The sequence below is a fragment of the Bacillus sp. T33-2 genome (assembly GCF_002860205.1).
Taxonomy (GTDB): domain Bacteria; phylum Bacillota; class Bacilli; order Bacillales; family Cytobacillaceae; genus T33-2.
The window spans coordinates 92552-108153 of sequence record NZ_PGVB01000034.1 but is presented as its reverse complement, the minus strand read 5'-3'; the positions used below and the strand labels follow the sequence as shown (position 1 = coordinate 108153).

Sequence of the window (15602 nt, the reverse complement as noted above, 5' to 3'; positions counted from 1 at the left end):
AAGGGGGCCTTATCCTAATAATTTGCCGGTTCAAACCTTTCTACCAGCAATGCAAGGGTACGCACCATTACCCCGGTAGCACCTGAAGGGCCAAGGTCGGACTCTTTTTTGGACGTGGCGGTGCCGGCGATATCGAGATGCACCCATGGAGTGCCTTCCGCAAATTCTCCAATAAAAGCTCCTGCCATGATGGCATGGCCTTCGCGGCCAGGTGAATTATTTAAATCAGCAATCTTGCTGCTGCGCACCCGCTCCTTGTCTTTTTCGAACAGCGGCAGGCGCCAAATCGGTTCCCCAGCTTCATTGGAGGCTTCCAGCACCTGTTCAAACAGTGCTTCATCATTGGTCATTGCACCTGTTGTTTCCGTACCGAGTGCGACAATGACACCACCAGTCAGTGTAGCTACGTCAACAAGATAGTCAGCTCCGTGATGCTTTGCATATGTGACAGCATCAGCCAGAACAAGCCGGCCTTCGGCATCCGTATTCAGCACTTCTATCGTTTTGCCGCTCATGGATGTAATCACATCATCCGGCTTAAAGGCAGAGCCGCTGATCATGTTATCAGTTGAAGGAATGACCGCGACGACGTTTTGCTCAGGCTTCAGCTCACCGATGATTTCCATCGCACCAAGGACGGCTGCTGCACCACCCATATCGGTTTTCATGCCGACAATGCCGTCCTTCGTTTTGATGGAATAGCCGCCTGTATCGAAGGTTATGCCCTTGCCTACAAGACCGATGACGTCAGTCCACTCCTCTTTGCCCTGATATTTTAATACGATCATTCTCGGCGGCTCGGCTGATCCCTGGTTCACCGCAAGGAACGCACCCATTCCAAGCTTCTGGATGTCTTCCTTCTCGAGGATTTCTGCTTCAAACCCGTACTTGTCAGCCAAATTTGTCGCGTATTCAGCCATATCGGAGGCTTTTAACATATTTCCCGGAAGATTGACGAGAGTCCGGGCCGAATTCGTCCCAGTGCCATATGCATATCCGACTGCAAGGGCCGTTTGAATATCATTTTGTTCTGGCTGGCTGCTGTACACTGTGACATCATCCAGTGTTGTTTCTGGTTCATTTGATTTTTGTTTATAGCCTTCGAATTCATATGTAGAAAGCGCCAACGCTTCACTTAGCGCATGGGCAGCATCCAGGGAACTCACGTTGCCTCCTGTAAATGTATCAAGATGAACAGCGACTTCCGGCAATTTATCCTGGCTGACCGTTTTGAACAGCCGCCCGAACGCTTCTCTTAACAGCTCAAAGGAAAAATCTTTCTCTTTCCCAAGCCCGACAAAATATAGCCTTTTTGCCCCTGTATTTCCGAACGTGTATATTTTTGAGATTGTTTTTGGTTTTGTCGCGATATCACCGCTCTTAACCATATGAGCGAGATGTCCTTCAAATATGCTGTCTGCTTCCCCAAGAACACCTTTAAAGCCTGCAGTCCTGTTAAAAATTCCGATTACAAGACACTCATGTTTGTTGTTGAAATTAAAAGCTTCGTTTACATTAAACAAATGATCCACCTCCGAAAATATAAATACATTATAGCCTTAATCCGAATTTAGTTCGAATCCCTAATCATCTTCCAGATACAAAAATAATTCGGGCAGAGGGGGCAACGTTTGAACACTGCCGAACGGGACCCGGTCCACATCCTCTGGAATAATGAGGAGGCATTGCTCTATAAATGGATAGACTTTTTCAACGTCCAGCCCCCAATGCTTCGGACGGTAGTCCTGCAGGTATTCGTGGGCGGCCCTCATCATTGAGCGAGCCCCTTTCACATTCCCGTATCCGTAGTGATACAGGGAAACGGTCATTTGCAACAGCCCTTTTAAAAAATAGTTGCTTTTGTCGGTCATCCACATCTCCTCGAGCAGGTCATGGCATGTGTAATAGTCACCTTCGTTGAATTTTATATAGAACTCGTAGTATTCTATTGGAAAATCCTGCACTGCGATTCACCCCTGTAAAACTAAACCGGATATCTTTAATCTTAGCAAAGTACGATAATTCCTGTAACGATTCTAGTTTCCCAGGGTATTACTTATGGAATGGATCTCCATTTTATGCAAACAAATTGATAAGAGCTGAGGCACAAAGCCGATTGAAGTTTTTTGGGGACTTTTAGCGGCATTCTTCTAGTATTAGCCCTTTACTATTTAAATACAGAAAATAGGTGTGACGATGAGAGTTATATCATTATGCCCAAGCAATACAGAGGTTCTTACCTATCTCGGGGTGGCCGAGTGGCTTGTCGGAGTGGACGATTATTCAGACTGGCCTGATTCCATCAACGGCCTCCCCAGGCTCGGGCCAGACCTGTCAATTGATATGGACCGTGTCGAAAAATTGAAGCCTGACCTTGTCCTCGCATCTTTAAGTGTTCCAGGCATGGAAAAGAATGTAGATGCTTTAGTTGGGCGGGGGATACCCCATATTGTGTTAAATCCCCAGTCATTGGAAGACATTGCAGAGGATCTGGTTTTAACAGCACGAGCGCTGAATATCCAGGAGAAAGGTTTGGAGGCAGAGAAGCTTTTTCGATCGAGGCTTGCTTCAATAAAACAAAAAAGCCTTGCAGCGGGAAAACCGCCTTCCCTTTACTGGGAATGGTGGCCAAAGCCTATTTTTACACCGGGACAGATCAACTGGCTGACAGAAATATCAGAAGCCGCTGGAGCCAGAAACATTTTTGACGATGTCGAACTGGCCAGTGTGCAGACAGACTGGGATGATGTGGTGAGCCGCAAGCCTGATATGATATGCCTTGCCTGGGTGGGTGTGAGGCAGGATAAAATCAATATAGAGTTGGTAAAAAAAAGGCCTGCCTTTGAAAAGCTTGGCCTGGATGATGGACGGATAGTGGTCCTCGAGGAAGAGCTCTACTGCCGGCCGTCACCCCGGCTGCTCGATGGGCTGGAAAAGCTGTCGCGCCTGGTCCGGAGCCGCTTTCACATGTAGCATTTTATACAACGTAAAAGGCAAATCCAAGTTGGGATTTGCCTTTTAATTTATGAAGCTAAGATTTTTTTTGGCCTATGTACTGCTGGCGGAACACCCGCATGGATTTGTTTTCGTTCAGGGCTTGCAGCCTTTGTTCAGTCAGAGTGCCGTCACCCTCCTCGATTACATAAACCTCAAGGGTTTTCTTGCCCCACTGCTCGTACACATCCTTAACAGTATCGTAATAAAGGTCAACTTTATTCCCTTTGATGGCCCCGCCTTTATCCGCTACGACTCCAAACCCATAGTCCGGAATCCACAAAACCGTTCCGATCGGGAATATGTTTAGATCGGCAGCTACCGTTGAATATAAGTCTCTTTTTACTTTTACTCCTGAGTATGTAATCCCGTATTCCGGGTGGCCTGGTGATTTACCAGTTGATTCAACACCAGCTGTATAGCCTGTTGCAACGATTGTTTTCTTCGGATACTTCGAGAAATTGATCGTTTCTTCCAGTTTTGGCGGTGGACCTGCCACCTCTTCACTCGAAGATATCTCGGTTTTAAACACGGGCATTTTTTTCAAAATCTTAAACGCGAGTCCAATAGATTTCTTGTTATGTTCAAAAATTGAGTCAACGCTGTTTTCAGCCTGTTCCCCGGCCGCAGAAGAAGCGATTGTTTTTGCTTCTACGCCAGAAATGGTCTGATAGGTGGTCAAAAGTGCGGTGACAAAAAGAACCGCCATGATTGAGCGCCTCACCATTACAGATAAAAATTTCATGTAATTTTCACTCCTCCCAAAGCTATTCATTTCCCTTGTTAAGAAAAAATATTCATAAAGGAGCGGAAAATAAGGCATAAGGCCCATTCGACACTGGGAGGAAGACATCACTCTGGCAGTCCAAGAGTGTCACCATTCTATGAAAGTTTGCAGAAATGAACGTGGAGAAAATGCAAAGAGCGGGTTCTCTCTTTAAGAACCCGCTCTTCTTTCAATTGTGGCAAAAAAATAAAACCTTCGGCATGAAGGTTTAAAACATTTGATATCCTTTTTTCCGTAGAAGTTTAATAACAAGTCCGGCAACAATTGCACCCGCCATTCCGCTGCCGAGTATAAGGATATCAGCGACGGCAAGCCTGGAGAAACCGTGGCTGAGCTCGGAAAAAGCATGGCTGCTGTTTGTAAAATATTCCGTAAGCCTGACCTTGTCAACGATAAAAATCGTCACAAGCGGATAAATGACAGCCATAATCCATGACATCCTCAACAGCATGTTCAACAAAAAGCCGATACCAAAGAATAAGACAAAAAATAAGAGCATTGAAATAATTAACTCAGCAATAGAAAGCATGAAAATTCCCCCTGTATCACATCAATTCCTAGTGTACTGAATGTACATGGGGGAGTCAATTAGCAGAAATGCGGCACCCATGGGTTAAAAAATAAAAAACTCCGCCATCCGCGAAGTTTTTAGTGATTTTTCTGCTTGCCTGAGCCGCCGCAGCATGAACAAGTTTCCGAACCGCCCAATAATAATTGAAAATAACCTTTTCCTGAGCAATATGGACATTCTTTCGTTTCAATCGTCTTTGTTGTCATCATATACCCTCTCCCTAAAAGAATTGAATGTTCTGATAATATAGCAGAAAGGCTTATCGAAAGGAAAGTCCGAAATTCTGCGAAAAAAGGCCTATGTAAACGGATACACAGTACAAATTCTCCGTTAATCTTTATCATTCTTTAAATTTCAGAAAATTATAAAAATAGTTTATATATGGTGTATTGAAATTGGTCCCCGGGATTGATCCCATTGATCTCCGGCTTTACAGGCGAATCGGTTAATTGGAGCAAATACTGCAGCATGACTGAGGCTTTTTTCTCTTTAACTAAAGTATTTGGATGCATGAATTTTGCCTCGAAAAGTTCATTTTCCTGTACAGTGATAATCTGTTTTTCCAAAGGCTCCAGCTGAAATAAAATCATATTATCGCTAATTTCACCCTTGATCACTCCTGTTCTCAAACCGATCATGCCTTTAACGATGCTTTGTACTCCTGTTTCCTCAAACACTTCCCTGACTGCTGCCTGATCCGCCGTTTCCCCTGGATCTACAAAACCTGCCGGCAGTGACCAGTAGCCTTTTAGCCCGCCATATTTTTTCTTCACGACCAGCCATTGGCCATCAGGGGACATAACTAGCCCGGCAACGCCCACCCACACATTTTCGCGCTTTTTCATATAGACCCACCTATATTCTTTTTCTGTTCATTTTATCAGAATTGCAGAATAAGAGTCGAAAACAGCCTATTCGATTCTATATGAAAAGGCTGCCGGGTCATCCCGACAGCCGGTTCAGGCATGAGAGAGCTTGTTTATTAAAAGAAGTTGAATTTTCCTTTTTTAAGGACAAGAGATGGGCCGCCAATCAAGAACAGCGCACGGTTATCAATCATTTTTTTCATGAATGATGCTTTAGTGCCGGTCATTTTCTTGCCAAACGCGACACCGATAGCATCGTCCTCACCGAGGGAACAAACCGTTCCTTTAATATCAGGAGTGAATGTTTCAAGCTCTTGTTTACCACGGATAAGGGCTGCGACATTTCTTGCACAAACTTCTCCCTGCTGCATCGCAATTTGGGCTGTTGGAGGATATGGACGGTTAATTTCTTCATTAATAATTAATGAGCTGTCGCCAATGATAAAAATATCCTCATGTCCTGGAGCCCTGAGGTCAGGCTGGACTTTTACACGGCCCCTCATTGCTTCAAAGCCAGATTTTTCTATGATGGAACTTCCGCGTACCCCGGCTGCCCACACCACTGTGCCTGACTTGATTTCTTCAACAGTATCTTCGCCTTTTGCAACAATAATTCCATCTGGTGTACATTCCTTGATCGCGGTGCCGATCCGAAATTCGACGCCTTTCTTTTCCAACTGGGAAACCGCATAGCTGACAAGCTCAGGATCGAATCCAGGCAATACCATTGGAGCAGCTTCGACACAAACGATTTTCACCTTATGGAAATCGATATCATATTCACGGCATAGCTCCGGAACACGGTTAGTCAGTTCGCCAAGGAATTCAATACCTGTAAAACCTGCACCACCAACTACAATGGTGAGCCTGTCTTCCTTTTTGTCGGCTTCCGTGTTATACGTTGCGAATTGGTATTCAATATGCTCGCGCAGCTGCCTTGCAGAGTTAATGTTGGCAATCGCGAACGCATACTCTTTCAAGCCTTTTATCCCGAAAGTTTCCGGTTCAGCACCGAGGGCAACTACAAGGAAATCATAAGTCAGGTCGCCATTTTCGAGGATGACCCTTTTCTCGTCTGTTTTGATTTCTTCCACAGTTCCCTGCACGAATTCGATTTTGTGGCGGTCAATGACATCACGGATATCATACCTTACACGGTCATGGTGAAGCGTACCTGCCGATGCTTCATGCAGCCATGTAGTTTCATAGTGGTAATCGTGTTTATTGACAAGCGTAATATCAGCTTCGTTCACTCCAACTAATTTTTGAAGTCTTGTTGCTGTGACTAAACCGCCGTACCCGGCTCCTAATATAACGATCTTCGGCTTTCTCAAAACGATCACTTCCACCTTTTCAGAAATATTTTGTTGTCTTTGGCTGTTTTTATATTGGCCTCATAATAAATGATATTTTAGACGAAAAGAAAAGTTTGTGATGTTATTCACTAAAAAAGTCAAAAAAATGTGCCGAAATTGTCACAAAATCTTAACAATATTCCTATCTAACATGATATTCTTTTTCCGATTCTTTTTCAAGCCAAATAATTTTGATAGAAAAGTTTATGAATTTTCCGGTAATTTACCTTGTTTACCCTAAAAAAATTCCGGATCCCTTCAATGAAACAGAAAATCCTTTTCCACCATTAATCTTCCCAGTATAATTGTGAGTTATTTCGATGTTTTATGGTATTATAAAAATTGGAGTAATTTTTACTACATGGTTAGGGGGATACCGGGTTGAAGGAAGATCAAAAGGTTTATGACATTACAATCATTGGCGGGGGACCAACTGGATTGTTTACTGCTTTTTATGGCGGCATGAGACAGGCGTCTGTCAAGATAATAGAAAGCCTTCCGCAATTAGGCGGACAGTTATCAGCACTTTACCCTGAAAAATACATATATGATGTGGCCGGCTTCCCGAAGGTCCGGGCTCAGGAGCTGGTTAACAATCTCAAGGAGCAAATGGCTAAATTTGATCCGACAGTCGTCCTTGAACAATCCGTCGAAAAATTGGAGAAGCAGGAAGACGGTTCATTCAAACTGACGACTGACAAAGAGGTCCATTTTTCAAAAACGATCATCATCACTGCCGGCAACGGAGCGTTCCAGCCGCGCCGAATCGAGCTTGAAAATGGTTCACAATATGAAGGGAAAAATCTTCATTATTTTATAGATGATTTAAACCAGTTCGCTGGCAAGAAGGTTGTCGTTTTTGGCGGCGGGGATTCAGCAGTAGACTGGACACTGATGCTCGAACCGATCGCTGAAAAAGTAACCATCGTCCACAGGCGCGATAAATTCCGGGCACATGAACATAGTGTGGAAAATCTGTTTAGCTCGAAGGCTCAAGTGAAAACACCATTTGTCCCGGCTGAACTGATCGGCGACGGAAACGCGATCAGCCAGGTAGTCCTAAAAGCGGCCAATGGTGATGAGACAGAAACCCTTGATGTTGATGCAGTCATCGTCAACTACGGATTCGTGTCGTCCCTTGGCCCGATAAAGGAATGGGGACTCGAGATTCAGAAAAATTCCATCGTTGTCAACTCGAAAATGGAAACAAACATCCCAGGGATCTATGCTGCCGGAGACATTTGCACTTATGATGGCAAGGTAAAATTGATTGCATGCGGATTCGGTGAAGCGCCAACTGCTGTGAACAACGCCAAAGCATACATGGATCCAAAAGCGAAGATCCAGCCTCTTCACAGCTCGTCGATGTTCAGCTAAATATGAGCAAGCAAAAAGCAAGGTCATTGACCTTGCTTTTTAGCATTCTTCCGGTTTGCCGGCGTTGACCGCCGTGCGGAAAGATGAACCGCAGCCGCAGGAAGCGATTGCGTTCGGGTTGTCTATGGTGAAGCCCCCGCCCATCATAGATTGTTTAAAGTCTATTTTGGTTCCTTTTAGAATAAGGGCACTTTCCTTATCAACAAGGACCTTGATGCCATGCTGTTCGAATTGGCTGTCGCCTTCTTCCTGCTCCTGGGCGAACCCCATACCATAAGACAGGCCGCTGCAGCCGCCGCCTTTCACTGCCACCCGCAGGAAAGATCCTTCCTCATCGTTTTGCTTCATCATATCTTTAACCTGCAGAGCTGCCGCTTCTGTCAGGATAACTGTATCTTCCATTACCATTACCTCCCACATATCAATTCGATACTACCTATAGTATATACAGAGTTTTTCCAATGCTCAACCAATCGAGCTTAATTTAATGTATTCACTCCGCACTCCCCCCGGCGTTGAGGCTTGCATATCTGCGAGTGTGGCAGCCAATGCCCCTGATTCATTTTAGTGAACGTAAACACATCTCCTCATCAATTTTCTCTTACCAGAAAATTAGGCATTAAGATATAATGGATGTAAGTGAGCAACAGGACTTTTAGGAGATGACCATCATGGCTGAAATCGAATTGCTTTACGATAAAAAGTATAGCTGCATCATGTGTGGGAAGTACTTCACCACGAAAAAAATCCGTTCTCGGTTTGTGAAGGTGACCGGTTATGATACTGATTTTTGCCCGTCATATTCCAACCCCGCGGCAGACCCAAATCTTTATTACATAAATGTATGCCCTGGCTGCGGTTATTCGTTCACCGATGATTTTAGCGGGTACTTCCCGCCCGGGACAAAGGATTCAATTAATGATAAGGTGTGCGGCCATTGGGTCCCGCAGGATTTCAATTCAGAGCGCAGCATTGCGGACGCAATCAAGACATATAAGCTTGGCGTATACTGCGCTACCCTGAAAAATGAAAAGCATATCGTTACCGCTGGACTATATATGAGGCTTGCCTGGCTTTACCGTTCAAAAAAAGACACAACCCAGGAACAGCGTTTTCTAAAGCTAGCCCTGAAGGAGTATGTAGACTCCTATAGTGCCGATGATTTTAAAGGGACGCAAGTATCTGAAGTACGGCTGTACTATTTAATCGGTGAGTTGCATATCAGGACTTTCAACATGTCGGAAGCCCAGCGTTATTTTTCTAAAGTCATTGAAAAACAAAAGCAGTCGCTTGAACCAAAAATCATCCAAATGGCAAAGGACCGCTGGCAGGAAGTGAGAGACCAGCAGGCATTGGGTAGCCAGTTGTAAGCGATCATGCCGGCTGTCGGGAATAAAGAAAAGAGCGGGATCAAATTACAGACATTCTGTAACTTGGCCCCGCTCCCATTGTATTTAAAACATAGGATTTTCATCCAGATATTTATAGATTTCCTCAACCAGTTTTTCGGGTGTATCAGCAGAAACCGGCTCTCCGTTTACGAGAGCATATAAGGAACGGGCACATTTGCCACAGTAACCGAGACATCCGTATTCAATAATGTCCAGATTCGGATCCTTTTCAAGCCGCTCCAGAGCACTTTGCGAGCCGCTTGCAAGATTGCTTATACAGAATTCAATAATCGGCTTGAACATTTCCTTCACCTCTCTACTAATTGTTTATCGTACCTTTTTTTACCGGCAGCGTCAATGTTCGCTGCCAGCCTTCACCGTCCTATATAATTGTTGTTATTTTGTCACAATTTCGATATAATTTTTATGATAATTAGATTGGTTTATAGCATAATTTATTATTTTTAAATAATTTTTATATATGAGTGGAAACGGTTAACTTCCATAGCACCATGTGAACCGAGCATATGAGCAGATATAAAGAGGGGAATTTGCATGAAAAATCTCGTTATTCTTGGCGGCGGTTATGGCGGAATGAGAATCCTCCAGCGCCTTCTGCCAAATGAATTGCCTGAAGATGTAAAGATTACGCTGATAGACCGTGTTCCATATCATTGCTTAAAAACAGAATATTATGCCCTGGCTGCAGGCACGGTTTCCGACAAGGATGTCCGGGCTTCCTTTCCCGAGCATCCCCGGCTTCAAGTAAAGTACGCTGAAGTGAAGGGCATCAGCCTGGAAGATAACAAAGTCCTTCTTTCCAATGACGAAACAGTGGATTTCGACGACCTAGTAATCGGCCTTGGCTGTGAGGATAAATACCACAATGTACCTGGTGCTGAAGAATTCACTCACAGCATCCAGACAATTGAAAAATCACGCAGTACCTATCAGGCGCTGATCAGCCTTGCACCGGGTTCTACGGTGGCAATTGTCGGCGCAGGCTTAAGTGGTGTTGAACTAGCGAGCGAGTTGAGTGAAAGCCGGAAAGATTTAAACATCAAATTATTCGACCGGGGAAACCATATATTGTCAGATTTCTCAGAGCGGCTCAGTACTTATGTGGAAAATTGGTTTGATACCCATGAGGTCGAAATTGTGAACAATGCAAATATCACCCGTGTTGAAGAAAATCTGCTGTACAACCATGGTGAGCCGATTCCATGTGATGCAATCGTGTGGACGGCAGGTATCCAGGCCAATAAGATCGTCCGTGACCTTGATGTCGAAAAAGACAAAATGGGCCGGGTCGCCTTGACTCCCCAGCACCATATCCCTCGCCATGAGAATGTTTTTGTCGTCGGGGATTGTGCGAGCCTTCCCCATGCCCCCAGCGCCCAGCTGGCCGAGGGCCAGGCTGAACAAATCGTGGAAGTACTATTAAAGCGCTGGAACGGTGAAGAACTGCCCGAATCCTTCCCGCCGATCAAATTGAAAGGCGTGCTCGGTTCCCTGGGCAAAAAACAAGGCTTCGGGTTCGTCGCCGACAGGGCCATCACCGGTCGGGTCGCAAGGCTGTTGAAATCGGGGATATTGTGGATGTATAAGTATCATAGGGGATAAAATGCACCAATTAATATTAAAAACAAAAAGCATTCCAGATAAGATTGGAATGCTTTTTGTTAGCAAACTGAGTTAAGCGAAAATCCGGGTGATTTAAGCGAAAAATCAAACCAATTAAGCAATTAGTGACGTGAATTAAGCGAAAACAATGGTGAATTAAGCGAAAAGTGGTTTAAATTAAGCGATGTGATTTTTTCCCTGACCCCGCAACTAAATCTCGCGGTAATTCCGCTTGGTAAGCATACTTCTCCAAATTTCAAGGTTATACAGCTCGGTAGCATGTTTCTCCAATTCTCAAGGTTATACAGCTCGCTAGCATGTTTCTCCAAATCTCAAGCTTATACAGTTCGGTAGCATGTTTCTCAAGGTTATACAGCTCGCTAGCCATGTTTCTCCAATTCTCAAGGTTATACAGCTTGGTAGCCATACTTCTCCATTTCTGCAAAAATGGTTTTTAAGCGCGGGTTCCCTTCCCCCACTACTCTGTCTTCCAGCAGGACCACAGGATAGAACATGTCTTCTTCTATGACTCTCCTGGCAAAGCTTTGTCTATGTTCATCATTTGGAGGATTATAGATATCAACATAGGAAATTTTAAATGGCTGGCCTGCAAACTTCCGGCTGATCGCGGCTTCCAGCCAGTCGTATGTTTCTTTTGAAGAGGGAAGATTGACACAGCTTGGACAGAGCTGATCTGCCCCATAAACGATAATTTCAACCTCTTTTCTCCCCATGCACGCTACCCCCAATGGCATTTTCTTTATATTGTACTATAAGGAATGGGGCCTGCATAAGAAAAACTGTTGTTTAGTGGTTTTTCGGATTGAACAATAGATTTTTCGATGCGATGTGATTATAATAAATATTATGAAAGGAGTCGATTAACATGACAGAACTGGAAATGCAAGAACAAGTTCAGGAAGTATTAGATAAATTGCGCCCCTTCCTTCTTCGTGATGGCGGAGACTGCGAATTGGTTGATGTAGAAGACGGCGTTGTAAAACTTCGTTTGCTTGGCGCTTGCGGAAGCTGCCCGAGCTCGACGATTACATTAAAAGCCGGAATCGAACGTGCCCTTTTAGAAGAAGTTCCCGGTATTGTCGAGGTAGAACAAGTATTTTAATCTACTATTGAATAATAAAAGCGGTTTTGCCATTTCGGCAGAACCGCTTTTTTTTGTTTATGCTTCCTGGTTCTCTTTGTACATGACGTCCTGGCTGTCCTTTAATATTGCACCGGAACTTACATGGCTCCCCTTCCGGTCAATGGCCAGGTTCAATACTTGCGTATCCGGAAAGTTTTTTTGAAGTGATGCTGCGAGATATTCACCTTTCCCTACCTCGGCAAGGCAGATGATTGAGGGACCGGCGCCGCTCAACGCTGTACCGAACGCCCCAAAAGCAACGGCTTGTTTTTCAATGCTGTCTATATAAGGGACAAGGCTTCTGCGGTACGGCTGATGGAAAAGGTCGTGGCTCATCATTCTTCCTGCGAGCGCCCAGTTGCCACTCAACACTGCAGCAAGAAACTGGTTTGCAACAGCACTGCCCTGGACAGCTCTTTGAAATTCCAGCAGCCGTGGCAGCACCTCCCGAGAGGTTTCTGTCAGCAGCTCAGAAGCTGGGATCACCACGGCCGCTTCCAGCTCAAGATGGTTGAACGCAGTAATTTCTACATCTCCATTTATCTCACAGCCTACAATAAGCCCTCCGAACAGGGCGGCCCCTACATTGTCTGGGTGTCCCTCTATTCGTGATGAAATTGATAGTTTCTCATTCTTGTCCAATCCAAGCTGGCAGAAATGGTCGGCAAGCTCCACTCCCGCTACAATCGCAGCCGCACTTGAGCCGAGGCCCCGTGCGAGCGGAATCTCACTGTCCACCACAAGCCTCAGCGGCGGCATTTCCTTTTTATAAATGGCAGCTGTCCTGATCGCAATCTGGCAAATAAAGTGGCGTTCATCTTGAGGGAATTTTTGCAGTTCTTTGGCAAGGGCATGGACTTCCCAACTGCTGCTTGTCTCTGCTTCCACCGTCAGGTACAGCTTCAGGGCCAGCCCGACAGAATCAAAGCCAGGCCCCAGGTTGGCCGAGCTAGCCGGCACCTTCACACGCAGGCTGCGGACGGTCATTGATGGACAACCCCGCGGATATGGCCAATCACAGCACTTTCGTCATTCGGCAGCAGCACCGGTTTAGCTTCACTGCAGTCAATCGCTGTGGCGGGATCCTTCAGCCCGTTACCTGTTAACACTGCTGCCACTTTCGTACCTGGCGGAATTTCACCTGCTTTAATGAGTTTGTATATCCCGGCAAGACTGGCACAGGATGCAGGCTCGGCAAATATCCCTTCCGTTTTTGCCAGCTTCCTGTATGCCGCCAGGATTTCCTCATCAGAAACCTCCCCGATTTTGCCGCCTGATTCATCTGCTGCCCTCACAGCGAGATCCCAGCTGGCAGGATTGCCAATCCGGATGGCTGTTGCGATCGTTTCAGGATTCTCGAACACCCGGTTGTGGACGATGGCGGCTGCGCCTTCCGCTTCAAAGCCAATCATCCTCGGAAGCCCGGTTCCCCTTTTTTCGTTATATTCTTTAAACCCTTTCCAATAAGCACTGATATTTCCGGCATTCCCAACCGGGATCGCCAGGATGTCAGGGGCAGAGCCAAGCTGGTCGCAAATTTCGAATGCAGCTGTTTTTTGCCCTTCAAGCCGGTACGGGTTCACGGAATTGACAAGCGTGACCGGCTCTGTTTCGCTGATGGCCCTGACCATTTTCAGCGCCTGGTCAAAATTGCCCTCAATGGAGATGACTTCAGCCCCGTACATAACCGCCTGGGCCAGTTTCCCCATCGCGATTTTGCCTTCGGGTATGACAATGATGCAGCGGATTCCTGCCCGGGCGGCATAGGCCGCTGCAGCTGCTGAAGTATTGCCGGTTGAGGCACAGATGATCGTGCTGCTCCCAGACTCAACTGCTTTCGCCACGGCCATTACCATCCCTCTGTCCTTGAAAGAACCTGTTGGGTTGGTCCCTTCTGTTTTAACATAGAGTGCAATACCCCATTCCTCGGAAAGCCGTTTAAGGTGGATCAATGGAGTATTTCCCTCATGCAGGGTAAGCATTGGTGTTTTATCTGTAACAGGTAGAAATTCTTTATATTCTTCTAGCAGGCCATTCCATTTCACTGCCTTACACTTCCTTCCACACGGTACGAACTCTTGATTTGATTGACTGCTTCCATATCCCGCAGCTCCATTAATATATCTTCATAGTCTTTGAGAGAAGAGTGGTGTGTAACCAGAACGATTTCCGCCAGTCCCTGTTCTTTTACAGGCAGCTGCAAAATCTTTTCGAAACTTACGCTGTGTGCCGAAAAAATTGAGGTGATTTCAGCGAACACTCCTACTTGGTCTTTAACGAGAAGACGCAAAAAATATTTGGAGTAAACTTCCTCAGGCTGCTTCAGTTTCTTTTCGTACTGGGGGGTGACTGCGCTGCTGCCATTCACCCCGAGCCGGAGGTTCTTCACAACGCCGACAAGGTCGGATACAACCGCGGTCGCCGTCGGAAGGCTGCCGGCACCGGGACCGTAAAACATTGTTTCGCCAACCGCTTCTCCATAAACGTACACTGCATTATATTCATTATTGACCGAGGCAAGTGGATGGGCATCGGGGAGCAGGGCCGGCTGCACGCTTACCTCCACCTTATCACCGGAACGGTCGGCAATCCCGATGAGTTTCATCGTATAGCCAAGCTGTTTTCCATAACGCAAGTCTTCCTCCGTTATTGCTGTAATCCCTTTGACATTGACATCATCAAGATCGATTTTCATTGAAAATCCGAGTGTCGCCAGAATCGCCATCTTCCTCGCTGCATCCAGCCCTTCGACATCCGCGGCAGGATCCGCTTCAGCATAGCCAAGCTCCTGGGCTTCTTTTAAAACGGATGCATAGGCGAGACCCTCATTGCTCATCTTCGTTAAAATAAAATTGGTTGTTCCATTGACAATCCCCATCATTTTCGTGATCCGGTCTGACGCGAGGCCGTCGACAAGGCTTCTTAAAATGGGGATCCCCCCTGCCACGCTTGCCTCATAGAATAAATCACAGCCATTTTCTGAAGCCGCGGTCAACAGCTCTGAGCCGTATAAAGCCATTAAATCCTTGTTGGCTGTGACCACATTCTTTTTATTGTTCAAAGCTTTGAGCAAGTATCCTCTCGTTTTCTCGACCCCGCCCATCACTTCAATAACAACATCAATCTCCGGATCATCCAGGATATCATCAGGATTGGACGTCAACGAACCGGGATCCACTTTGACGCATCTTTCTTTTGCTGGCTCCTGGACCAGAATTTTTTTGATGTTTACCGGGCATCCCACCTGGTGGATCAATTTATCCTGATGGTTTTCCACAATTTTTACGACACCCGATCCGACTGTTCCCAGTCCAAGCAATCCGATAGCGATGGCTTTCATTTCGTTCTCCCCTCTACACTTGTTCTCTCTGAATGAACATTTGTATTTATATAGTAGACATTATACGAGTGCAAATCACTAATTACAAGGGATAAATAATTTCAAAATACCAATGTAACCGTTTACTTCATTAAAAACGCTGCATTCTTTTTGT

The 15602-nt window shown here is 45.7% G+C and carries 18 protein-coding genes; 5 read left to right on the top strand and 13 right to left on the bottom strand.

The features are described from left to right. Positions 1–14 precede the first annotated feature (14 nt). Together CVD19_RS20450 and CVD19_RS20445 are read right to left on the bottom strand one after the other, a co-directional pair. Complete coding sequence (locus CVD19_RS20450; protein ID WP_101585036.1) at positions 15–1523, bottom strand: leucyl aminopeptidase; 1509 nt, start codon at positions 1521–1523, stop codon at positions 15–17. A gap of 60 nt (positions 1524–1583) precedes the next feature. Further along, positions 1584–1964 (bottom strand): DUF309 domain-containing protein, encoded by a 381-nt coding sequence (locus CVD19_RS20445; RefSeq protein ID WP_101585035.1) that lies wholly within the window; start codon positions 1962–1964, stop codon positions 1584–1586. 232 nt (positions 1965–2196) lie between these two features. On the opposite strand from CVD19_RS20445, the gene CVD19_RS20440 reads away from it, so the two are divergent. After that, positions 2197–2973, top strand: a complete 777-nt coding sequence (locus CVD19_RS20440; RefSeq protein ID WP_101585034.1) for a cobalamin-binding protein — start codon at positions 2197–2199, stop codon at positions 2971–2973. A 58-nt stretch (positions 2974–3031) separates the two neighbouring features. On the opposite strand, the gene CVD19_RS20435 is transcribed toward CVD19_RS20440, so the two are convergent. The 5 genes from CVD19_RS20435 to CVD19_RS20420 form a co-directional block, all read right to left on the bottom strand. After that, positions 3032–3739, bottom strand: a complete 708-nt coding sequence (locus tag CVD19_RS20435) for a 3D domain-containing protein (RefSeq protein WP_101585033.1) — start codon at positions 3737–3739, stop codon at positions 3032–3034. A 250-nt stretch (positions 3740–3989) separates the two neighbouring features. Beyond that, the gene (locus tag CVD19_RS20430) at positions 3990–4310 is read right to left on the bottom strand and encodes a YuiB family protein (protein ID WP_101585032.1); all 321 of its coding nucleotides are present in this window, start codon (positions 4308–4310) and stop codon (positions 3990–3992) included. 119 nt (positions 4311–4429) lie between these two features. Beyond that, positions 4430–4558 (bottom strand): YuiA family protein, encoded by a 129-nt coding sequence (locus CVD19_RS24985; RefSeq protein WP_180953723.1) that lies wholly within the window; start codon positions 4556–4558, stop codon positions 4430–4432. 156 nt (positions 4559–4714) lie between these two features. Then, positions 4715–5197 carry an NUDIX domain-containing protein gene (locus tag CVD19_RS20425; RefSeq protein ID WP_101585031.1) on the bottom strand — a complete coding sequence of 161 codons (483 nt, stop codon included), beginning with the start codon at positions 5195–5197 and terminating at the stop codon, positions 4715–4717. Positions 5198–5334: 137 nt separating this feature from the next. After that, entirely contained in the window at positions 5335–6561 is a 1227-nt protein-coding gene (locus tag CVD19_RS20420; protein ID WP_180953719.1) for an NAD(P)/FAD-dependent oxidoreductase, read from the bottom strand. Positions 6562–6954: 393 nt separating this feature from the next. Here CVD19_RS20420 and CVD19_RS20415 point away from each other — a divergent pair, with 393 nt between their 5' ends. Continuing rightward, entirely contained in the window at positions 6955–7950 is a 996-nt protein-coding gene (locus tag CVD19_RS20415) for an NAD(P)/FAD-dependent oxidoreductase (RefSeq protein ID WP_101585029.1), read from the top strand. Between the two features lie 39 nt (positions 7951–7989). On the opposite strand, the gene CVD19_RS20410 is transcribed toward CVD19_RS20415, so the two are convergent. Next, a complete protein-coding gene (locus tag CVD19_RS20410; protein WP_101585028.1) occupies positions 7990–8352 on the bottom strand; it encodes a HesB/IscA family protein in 363 nt (120 codons plus the stop codon). Positions 8353–8621: 269 nt separating this feature from the next. On the opposite strand from CVD19_RS20410, the gene CVD19_RS20405 reads away from it, so the two are divergent. Further along, positions 8622–9320 carry a DUF2225 domain-containing protein gene (locus CVD19_RS20405; RefSeq protein WP_101585027.1) on the top strand — a complete coding sequence of 233 codons (699 nt, stop codon included), beginning with the start codon at positions 8622–8624 and terminating at the stop codon, positions 9318–9320. An 84-nt stretch (positions 9321–9404) separates the two neighbouring features. Here the strand turns inward: CVD19_RS20405 and CVD19_RS20400 are convergent, their stop codons facing one another. Then, positions 9405–9644: a YuzB family protein gene (locus CVD19_RS20400; RefSeq protein ID WP_101585026.1), complete on the bottom strand. Its 240-nt coding sequence runs from the start codon at positions 9642–9644 to the stop codon at positions 9405–9407. Between the two features lie 252 nt (positions 9645–9896). On the opposite strand from CVD19_RS20400, the gene CVD19_RS20395 reads away from it, so the two are divergent. Further along, a complete protein-coding gene (locus CVD19_RS20395; RefSeq protein WP_101585025.1) occupies positions 9897–10964 on the top strand; it encodes an NAD(P)/FAD-dependent oxidoreductase in 1068 nt (355 codons plus the stop codon). Positions 10965–11371: 407 nt separating this feature from the next. Here CVD19_RS20395 and CVD19_RS20390 read toward each other — a convergent pair whose 3' ends face one another. Continuing rightward, on the bottom strand, positions 11372–11698 hold the full coding sequence (locus CVD19_RS20390) for a YuzD family protein (protein WP_101585024.1): 327 nt from the start codon (positions 11696–11698) through the stop codon (positions 11372–11374). A gap of 152 nt (positions 11699–11850) precedes the next feature. Here CVD19_RS20390 and CVD19_RS20385 point away from each other — a divergent pair, with 152 nt between their 5' ends. Next, a complete protein-coding gene (locus CVD19_RS20385) occupies positions 11851–12087 on the top strand; it encodes a NifU family protein (RefSeq protein ID WP_101585023.1) in 237 nt (78 codons plus the stop codon). Between the two features lie 57 nt (positions 12088–12144). Here the strand turns inward: CVD19_RS20385 and thrB are convergent, their stop codons facing one another. Genes thrB through CVD19_RS20370 form a run of 3 tightly spaced genes read right to left on the bottom strand, consistent with a single transcriptional unit; the run spans position 12145 to position 15448 of the window. Further along, positions 12145–13095 carry a homoserine kinase gene (thrB, locus tag CVD19_RS20380; RefSeq protein WP_101585022.1) on the bottom strand — a complete coding sequence of 317 codons (951 nt, stop codon included), beginning with the start codon at positions 13093–13095 and terminating at the stop codon, positions 12145–12147. After that, positions 13092–14153 carry a threonine synthase gene (gene thrC, locus CVD19_RS20375; RefSeq protein ID WP_101585021.1) on the bottom strand — a complete coding sequence of 354 codons (1062 nt, stop codon included), beginning with the start codon at positions 14151–14153 and terminating at the stop codon, positions 13092–13094. Before thrC ends, thrB begins: the two co-directional genes overlap by 4 nt. Then, on the bottom strand, positions 14150–15448 hold the full coding sequence (locus tag CVD19_RS20370) for a homoserine dehydrogenase (protein WP_101585020.1): 1299 nt from the start codon (positions 15446–15448) through the stop codon (positions 14150–14152). The genes thrC and CVD19_RS20370 overlap by 4 nt, the downstream gene beginning before the upstream one ends. Positions 15449–15602 lie beyond the last annotated feature (154 nt).

Coding starts and splice junctions, on each gene's coding strand:
- CVD19_RS20440 (WP_101585034.1), top strand. CDS start 2,197: ATGAGAGTTATATCATTATGCCCAAGCAATACAGAGGTTCTTACCTAT.
- CVD19_RS20435 (WP_101585033.1), bottom strand. CDS start 3,739: ATGAAATTTTTATCTGTAATGGTGAGGCGCTCAATCATGGCGGTTCTT.
- CVD19_RS20430 (WP_101585032.1), bottom strand. CDS start 4,310: ATGCTTTCTATTGCTGAGTTAATTATTTCAATGCTCTTATTTTTTGTC.
- CVD19_RS24985 (WP_180953723.1), bottom strand. CDS start 4,558: ATGACAACAAAGACGATTGAAACGAAAGAATGTCCATATTGCTCAGGA.
- CVD19_RS20425 (WP_101585031.1), bottom strand. CDS start 5,197: ATGAAAAAGCGCGAAAATGTGTGGGTGGGCGTTGCCGGGCTAGTTATG.
- CVD19_RS20410 (WP_101585028.1), bottom strand. CDS start 8,352: ATGGAAGATACAGTTATCCTGACAGAAGCGGCAGCTCTGCAGGTTAAA.
- CVD19_RS20405 (WP_101585027.1), top strand. CDS start 8,622: ATGGCTGAAATCGAATTGCTTTACGATAAAAAGTATAGCTGCATCATG.
- CVD19_RS20400 (WP_101585026.1), bottom strand. CDS start 9,644: ATGTTCAAGCCGATTATTGAATTCTGTATAAGCAATCTTGCAAGCGGC.
- CVD19_RS20395 (WP_101585025.1), top strand. CDS start 9,897: ATGAAAAATCTCGTTATTCTTGGCGGCGGTTATGGCGGAATGAGAATC.
- CVD19_RS20390 (WP_101585024.1), bottom strand. CDS start 11,698: ATGGGGAGAAAAGAGGTTGAAATTATCGTTTATGGGGCAGATCAGCTC.
- CVD19_RS20385 (WP_101585023.1), top strand. CDS start 11,851: ATGACAGAACTGGAAATGCAAGAACAAGTTCAGGAAGTATTAGATAAA.
- thrB (WP_101585022.1), bottom strand. CDS start 13,095: ATGACCGTCCGCAGCCTGCGTGTGAAGGTGCCGGCTAGCTCGGCCAAC.
- CVD19_RS20370 (WP_101585020.1), bottom strand. CDS start 15,448: ATGAAAGCCATCGCTATCGGATTGCTTGGACTGGGAACAGTCGGATCG.